The sequence below is a fragment of the Streptomyces sp. NPDC006261 genome, from assembly GCF_040613515.1.
In the GTDB taxonomy this organism is placed as follows: domain Bacteria; phylum Actinomycetota; class Actinomycetes; order Streptomycetales; family Streptomycetaceae; genus Streptomyces.
On record NZ_JBEXSI010000056.1, the window covers coordinates 36,921 to 44,085 of the forward strand.

9 protein-coding genes are annotated in these 7,165 nt (G+C 71.3%); all 9 read left to right on the top strand.

Translation table 11 applies throughout. From position 1 onward, the window contains the following. Positions 1 to 152 precede the first annotated feature (152 nt). The 9 genes from hisD (at position 153) to ABZ154_RS28585 (ending at position 7,037) form a co-directional block, all read left to right on the top strand. A complete protein-coding gene (gene hisD / locus ABZ154_RS28545) occupies positions 153 to 1,475 on the top strand; it encodes a histidinol dehydrogenase (protein ID WP_356837257.1) in 1,323 nt (440 codons plus the stop codon). Next, on the top strand, positions 1,472 to 2,599 hold the full coding sequence (locus tag ABZ154_RS28550) for a histidinol-phosphate transaminase (protein WP_356837258.1): 1,128 nt from the start codon (positions 1,472 to 1,474) through the stop codon (positions 2,597 to 2,599). The genes hisD and ABZ154_RS28550 overlap by 4 nt, the downstream gene beginning before the upstream one ends. After that, positions 2,596 to 3,192, top strand: coding sequence for an imidazoleglycerol-phosphate dehydratase HisB (hisB, locus tag ABZ154_RS28555; RefSeq protein ID WP_093686685.1), 597 nt, complete (start codon positions 2,596 to 2,598; stop codon positions 3,190 to 3,192). Before ABZ154_RS28550 ends, hisB begins: the two co-directional genes overlap by 4 nt. Then, entirely contained in the window at positions 3,189 to 3,356 is a 168-nt protein-coding gene (locus ABZ154_RS28560; RefSeq protein ID WP_003969742.1) for a hypothetical protein, read from the top strand. The genes hisB and ABZ154_RS28560 overlap by 4 nt, the downstream gene beginning before the upstream one ends. A gap of 10 nt (positions 3,357 to 3,366) precedes the next feature. Beyond that, positions 3,367 to 4,020 carry an imidazole glycerol phosphate synthase subunit HisH gene (hisH, locus tag ABZ154_RS28565; protein WP_356837259.1) on the top strand — a complete coding sequence of 218 codons (654 nt, stop codon included), beginning with the start codon at positions 3,367 to 3,369 and terminating at the stop codon, positions 4,018 to 4,020. Continuing rightward, entirely contained in the window at positions 4,020 to 4,745 is a 726-nt protein-coding gene (gene priA / locus ABZ154_RS28570; protein WP_018512033.1) for a bifunctional 1-(5-phosphoribosyl)-5-((5-phosphoribosylamino)methylideneamino)imidazole-4-carboxamide isomerase/phosphoribosylanthranilate isomerase PriA, read from the top strand. Before hisH ends, priA begins: the two co-directional genes overlap by 1 nt. Continuing rightward, on the top strand, positions 4,742 to 5,158 hold the full coding sequence (locus ABZ154_RS28575; RefSeq protein ID WP_356837260.1) for a RidA family protein: 417 nt from the start codon (positions 4,742 to 4,744) through the stop codon (positions 5,156 to 5,158). Before priA ends, ABZ154_RS28575 begins: the two co-directional genes overlap by 4 nt. Beyond that, complete coding sequence (gene hisF / locus ABZ154_RS28580) at positions 5,155 to 5,910, top strand: imidazole glycerol phosphate synthase subunit HisF (protein WP_356837261.1); 756 nt, start codon at positions 5,155 to 5,157, stop codon at positions 5,908 to 5,910. The genes ABZ154_RS28575 and hisF overlap by 4 nt, the downstream gene beginning before the upstream one ends. 203 nt (positions 5,911 to 6,113) lie before the next feature. Next, entirely contained in the window at positions 6,114 to 7,037 is a 924-nt protein-coding gene (locus tag ABZ154_RS28585) for an alpha/beta hydrolase (RefSeq protein WP_356837262.1), read from the top strand. Positions 7,038 to 7,165: the final 128 nt, after the last annotated feature.

Genomic DNA, 7,165 nt, shown 5'->3' on the forward strand with positions numbered 1-7,165 from the left:
ACGCATGCTGTGGTGCTGTTCTTCCCTCTGTGTGACGGTGTGAAAGCTATCGGTCAGCAGTGACAAGGGCGCACGGCCCGAGATGGCTGAGACATGTATCAGCCAGTGATACGGGCGACCGGGCGTCCCGAACGGTCTGCGAGAATTGCGGTGTGATCTCTCGAATCGATCTGCGCGGCGACACCCTCCCCGAGGGTGCTGCCCTGCGCGACCTGCTGCCCCGTGCCGAGTTCGACGTGGAAGCCGCCCTGGAGACGGTGCGGCCCATCTGCGAGGACGTCCGCCATCGTGGCTCCGCGGCAGTGATCGAGTGGGGGGAGAAGTTCGACGGTGTCCGGATCGCGTCGGTCCGGGTGCCCGCCGAGGCCCTGACCCGGGCGCTGGACGAGCTGGACCCGGCCGTCCGCGCGGCGCTGGAGGAGTCGATCCGCCGCGCCCGACTCGTCCACCGCGAGCAGCGCCGCACCACGCACACCACCCAGGTCGTCCCCGGTGGCACCGTCACCGAGAAGTGGGTCCCCGTCGAGCGCGTCGGGCTCTACGTCCCCGGCGGCCGCTCGGTCTACCCCTCCTCCGTCGTGATGAACGTCGTCCCGGCCCAGGAGGCGGGCGTCGAGGGCATCGCCGTGGCCTCCCCGCCGCAGAAGGACTTCGACGGCCTCCCGCACCCCACGATCCTCGCCGCCTGCGCCCTGCTCGGTGTGGACGAGGTCTACGCGGCGGGCGGCGCCCAGGCCGTCGCGATGTTCGCGTACGGCACCGAGGACTGCCTCCCGGTCAACCTGGTCACCGGCCCCGGCAACATCTACGTCGCCGCCGCCAAGCGCCTCCTCAAGGGCCGCATCGGCATCGACGCGGAGGCCGGGCCCACCGAGATCGCGATCCTCGCCGACGCCGGCGCCGACCCGGTGCACGTGGCCGCCGACCTGATCAGCCAGGCCGAGCACGACCCGATGGCCGCCGCCGTCCTGGTCACCGACTCCGCGGAGCTGGCCGCGGCCACCGAGGCCGAGCTGGCCCCGCAGGTCGCCGCGACCAAGCACATCAAGGACCGGATCGAGCCCGCGCTCGCCGGCCGCCAGTCCGCGATCGTCCTGGTCTCCTCGATCGAGGACGGACTCAAGGTCGTCGACGCGTACGGCGCCGAGCACCTGGAGATCCAGACCGCCGACGCGGCCGCCGTCGCCGACCGGGTCCGCAACGCCGGAGCGATCTTCGTCGGCCCCTGGTCGCCCGTCTCGCTCGGCGACTACTGCGCCGGCTCCAACCACGTCCTGCCCACCGGCGGCTGTGCCTGCCACTCCTCGGGCCTCTCCGTGCAGTCCTTCCTGCGCGGCATCCACATCGTCGACTACACCCGCGACGCGCTCGCCGAGGTCACCCACCATGTCGTGACCCTCGCCGAGGCGGAGGACCTCCCCGCCCACGGCGCCGCGTTGAAGGCACGGTTCGGCTGGAAGGTTCCGCAGCAGTGACGAACGGCAGCACCACCGGCAACCCCTGGGACGAGCTCCCCGTCCGCGACGAGCTGCGCGGGCAGTCCCCGTACGGCGCACCCCAGATCGACGTCCCCGTACGGCTCAACACCAACGAGAACCCCTACCCGCTCCCCGAAGCCCTGGTCGACCGGATCGCCGAGCGGGTCCGCGAGGCCGCCCGCGGACTCAACCGCTACCCCGACCGGGACGCCGTCGAGCTCCGCACCGAGCTGGCCCGCTACCTCACCCGGACCGCCGGCCACGAGGTGACGGCGGCCAGCGTCTGGGCCGCCAACGGCTCCAACGAGGTCCTCCAGCAGCTGCTCCAGACCTTCGGCGGGCCCGGCCGCACGGCGATCGGCTTCGAACCCTCGTACTCCATGCACGCCCTGATCTCCCGGGGCACCGGCACCGGCTGGATCTCCGGGCCGCGCAACGAGGACTTCACCATCGACGTGGCGGCCGCCCGCACCGCCATCGCCGAGCACCGCCCCGAGGTCGTCTTCATCACCTCGCCCAACAACCCCACCGGCACCGCGGTGGACGCCGGCACGGTCCTCGCCCTGTACGACGCCGCCCAGGCCGCCGGGCCCTCGATCGTCGTCGTCGACGAGGCGTACGGCGAGTTCAGCCACCACCCCTCGCTGCTCCCGCTCATCGAGGGCCGCCGCAACCTGATCGTCTCCCGGACCATGTCCAAGGCGTTCGGCGCCGCCGGGCTGCGCCTGGGCTACCTCGCCGCCGACCCGGCCGTGGTCGACGCGGTCCAGCTGGTGCGGCTGCCGTACCACCTCTCCTCGGTCACCCAGGCCACCGCGCTCGCAGCCCTGGAGCACACCGATACGCTGCTGGGGTACGTCGAGCAGCTCAAGAACGAGCGCGACCGGCTGGTGGCCGAGCTGCGCGCCACCGGCTACGAGGTCACCGAGTCGGACGCCAACTTCGTCCAGTTCGGCCGCTTCGACGACAGCCACGCCGTCTGGCAGCAGATCCTCGACCGGGGCGTCCTGGTCCGGGACAACGGCGTACCGGGATGGCTGCGGGTCACCGCGGGAACCCCGGCAGAGAACGACGCGTTCCTCGATGCGGTACGCGAACTCAAGAAGGAGCACGACGCATGAGCCCCCGCGTAGGCCGCGTGGAACGCACCACGAAGGAAACGTCCGTGCTCGTCGAGATCAACCTCGACGGCACCGGAAAGGTCGATGTCGCCACCGGGGTCGGCTTCTACGACCACATGCTCGACCAGCTCGGCCGCCATGGCCTCTTCGACCTCACGGTCAAGACCGAGGGCGACCTGCACATCGACAGCCACCACACCATCGAGGACACCGCGCTCGCGCTCGGCGCCGCCTTCAAGCAGGCTCTCGGCGACAAGGTCGGCATCTACCGCTTCGGCAACTGCACCGTCCCGCTGGACGAGTCCCTCGCCCAGGTCACCGTCGACCTCTCCGGCCGCCCCTACCTCGTGCACACAGAGCCCGAGAAGATGGCCCCGATGATCGGCGAGTACGACACGACGATGACCCGCCACATCCTGGAGTCCTTCGTCGCCCAGGCGCAGATCGCCCTGCACGTCCACGTGCCGTACGGACGCAACGCCCACCACATCGTGGAGTGCCAGTTCAAGGCCCTCGCCCGCGCCCTGCGGTACGCCTGTGAGCACGACCCGCGCGCCGCAGGCATCCTGCCCTCCACGAAGGGCGCCCTGTGACCGGCCTCAACACCATCCTGATCGTCGTCGGCCTCTTCCTGGCCGGCGGCGTCTACTCCTTCGCGAAGCAGGGGATGCCCAAGGGCGTCATCGTGCTGCTGTCGATCGGCTCCGTGATGTGCCTGGTGGCGGGCATCCTGCGGATCCAGGGCCTGTGGGACTGAGGAGGACGTCATGACCGACACATCGACCGGCAAGAAGAAGGTCGTCGTCTTCGACTACGGCTTCGGCAACGTCCGCTCCGCCGAGCGGGCCCTCGCCCACGTCGGCGCGGACGTCGAGATCACCCGCGACTACGACCGCGCGATGAACGCCGACGGGCTGCTCGTCCCCGGCGTCGGCGCCTTCTCCGCATGTATGGACGGACTGAAGCGGGCCCGCGGCGACTGGATCGTGGGCCGCAGGCTCTCCGGCGGCCGCCCCGTGATGGGCATCTGCGTCGGGATGCAGATCCTGTTCGAGCGCGGCATCGAGCACGGCGTGGAGACCGAGGGCCTGGACGAGTGGCCCGGTACGGTCGGGCCCCTGAAGGCCGACGTCGTCCCGCACATGGGGTGGAACACCGTCGAGGCCCCCGAGGACTCCCGGCTCTTCGCGGGCCTGGACGCCGACGCGCGGTACTACTTCGTGCACTCCTACGCGGCGCACGACTGGTCCCTCGAAGTCACCAACGCCAAGATCCGTGCCCCCAAGGTCACCTGGGCCACGCACGGCGAACGGTTCGTGGCCGCCGTGGAGAACGGCGCGCTGTGGGCCACCCAGTTCCACCCCGAGAAGTCCGGCGATGCCGGCGCCCAGCTGCTGACCAACTGGATCGAGACGCTGTAATGCCGAAGCTTGAACTGCTCCCCGCCGTCGATGTCCGTGACGGCCAGGCCGTCCGCCTCGTGCACGGTGAGTCCGGCTCCGAGACCTCCTACGGCTCCCCGCTGGAGGCCGCCCTCGCCTGGCAGAGCGCCGGCGCCGAGTGGCTGCACCTCGTCGACCTGGACGCCGCCTTCGGCACCGGTGACAACCGGGACCTGATCGCCGAGGTCGCCGGAGCCATGGACATCAAGGTCGAGCTCTCCGGCGGCATCCGTGACGACGCCTCGCTCGCCGCCGCCCTCGCCACCGGCTGCCGCCGCGTCAACCTCGGCACCGCCGCCCTGGAGACCCCCGAGTGGGTCGCCAAGGTCATCGCCGAGCACGGCGACAAGATCGCCGTCGGCCTCGACGTCCGGGGTACCACCCTGCGCGGCCGTGGCTGGACCCGCGACGGCGGCGACCTCTACGAGACCCTCGCCCGCCTCGACGCCGAGGGCTGCGCCCGCTACGTCGTCACGGACATCGCCAAGGACGGCACCCTCCAGGGCCCCAACCTCGGTCTCCTGCGGGACGTCTGCGCCGTCACCGACCGCCCGGTCGTCGCCTCCGGCGGCGTCTCCTCCCTCGCCGACCTCCGCGCGATCTCCCTCCTCGTCCCCGAAGGCGTCGAGGGCGCGATCGTCGGCAAGGCGCTGTATGCCAAGGAGTTCACGCTGGAAGAGGCGCTCAAGGCGGTAGCCGCATGACGGACGCCCTCGAGCCCACCGCCTCCGTGCGCCGGATCTCCACCGGCGCCCCCTGGGAGGACAAGTTCGGCTACTCCCGCGCCGTCGAACTCCCGGGCGGCCTCGTCCTGGTGGCCGGCTGCACCTCCGTGGTGAACGGCCAGATCTCCGCCGGCTCCCCGTACGAGCAGGCGATCACCGCCTTCGACGTCGCCTTCGCGGCGCTGGAGCAGGTGGGCCTCACCCGCGAGGACGTCGTCCGCACCCGGATGTACATCACGCACGCCAGGGACGTGGACGACATCGGCCGCGCCCACAAGGAGCTGTTCGACGCCGTACGCCCCGTCGCCTCCATGATCATCGTGTCCGGGTTCGTCGACCCGAGCCTGGTCGTCGAGGTCGAGGTCGAGGCCTACCGGGGAGGCGCGAAGTGAGCCTCGCCGTACGCGTCATCCCCTGCCTCGACGTCGACAACGGCCGGGTCGTCAAGGGCGTCAACTTCCAGAACCTGCGCGACGCGGGCGACCCCGTCGAGATGGCCAAGCTGTACGACGCCGAGGGCGCCGACGAGCTGACCTTCCTCGACATCACCGCCTCCAGCGGCGACCGCGAGACGACGTACGACGTGGTCCGCCGCACCGCCGAGCAGGTCTTCATCCCGCTCACCGTCGGCGGCGGCGTCCGCACCCCGGACGACGTCGACAAGCTGCTGCGCGCCGGGGCGGACAAGGTCGGCGTCAACACCGCAGCCATCGCCCGCCCCGACCTCATCCGCGAGATCGCCGAACGCTTCGGCCGCCAGGTCCTGGTGCTCTCCGTCGACGCCCGCCGCACCCCGGAGGGCGCCTTCGAGGTCACCACCCACGGCGGCCGCAAGGGCACCGGCATCGACGCCGTCGAGTGGGCGCACCGGGCCGCCGAGCTGGGCGCGGGCGAGATCCTGCTCAACTCGATGGACGCGGACGGCACGAAGGACGGCTACGACACGGAGATGATCGAGGCGGTACGCGGGCACGTCACCGTGCCCGTCATCGCCTCCGGCGGCGCGGGCCGCCTCGCGGACTTCGCCCCGGCCATCGAGGCGGGCGCGGACGCGGTGCTCGCCGCGTCGGTGTTCCACTTCGGAGACCTGCGGATCTCCGAGGTCAAGGACGCGCTGAGGGAAGCGGGACACCCGGTCCGCTGAGGTCTTCGATCCCTTTCGGCGGTATCACCGGTCCGGCCAAGACCGGTGATACCGCCGATGCGTGTCCCCGGGACGCACCGTGAGAGTGGCGACCGCCGACGAACGACGACGGCAGCCACGCGGTGCACCCCGACAGCCCCCGGACGACGGGCTCGTGGGCGCCTCGCGTGGTGTGGTTCCGCCACCACCGAGAGGATCCCCCCGTGCAGCAGCACCTCCTCCCCTCACGCCAGCACCCCCCACGCCCGAGCCGCTCCCGTACGCTCACCAGCCTGCTGACCGCCGCCGCGGCCACCGCCGGTCTCCTGATGACCGCCCTGGTCCCGGGCGCCCAGGCCGCCGCCAACCCCTACGAGCGCGGGCCGGCCCCCACCAACGCCTCCATCGAGGCGAGCCGCGGCTCGTACGCCACCTCCCAGACCTCCGTCTCCTCGCTCGCCGTGAGCGGATTCGGCGGCGGCACCATCTACTACCCGACCTCCACCGCCGACGGCACGTTCGGCGCGGTCGTCATCTCGCCCGGCTTCACCGCCTACCAGTCCTCCATCGCCTGGCTCGGGCCGCGCCTGGCGTCGCAGGGCTTCGTGGTCTTCACCATCGACACCAACACCACCCTCGACCAGCCCGACAGCCGGGGCCGCCAGCTGCTGTCCGCGCTGGACTACCTGACCCAGCGCAGCTCGGTCCGGACCCGTGTCGACGCCAGCCGGCTCGGCGTGATGGGCCACTCGATGGGCGGCGGGGGATCCCTGGAGGCCGCCAAGAGCCGTCCGTCGCTGAAGGCGGCGATCCCGCTGACCGGCTGGAACACCGACAAGACCTGGCCCGAACTGCGCACGCCCACGCTGGTGGTGGGGGCGGACGGCGACACGGTCGCGCCGGTCGCCTCGCACTCCGAGCCGTTCTACCAGTCGCTGCCCGGGTCGCTCGACAAGGCGTACCTGGAGCTGCGGGGCGCCTCGCACTTCACGCCCAACTCGTCCAACACCACGATCGCCAAGTACAGCCTTTCGTGGCTGAAGCGATTCATCGACAACGACACCCGTTACGAGCAGTTCCTCTGCCCGATCCCGCGGCCGAGCCTCACCATCGCGGAGTACCGGGGCAACTGCCCGCACTCCTCGTAGAACCGGCGCAGCCGGTGCGGAACCGGCGGGGAACCGGTCTTCCGACCTCGGCGGGCAGCGATCCGTCCGCCGGGTCGGCCAGGGCGTACAGCACGCCGAACGCGGTCTCCCGAGCCACCTCGCGGGCC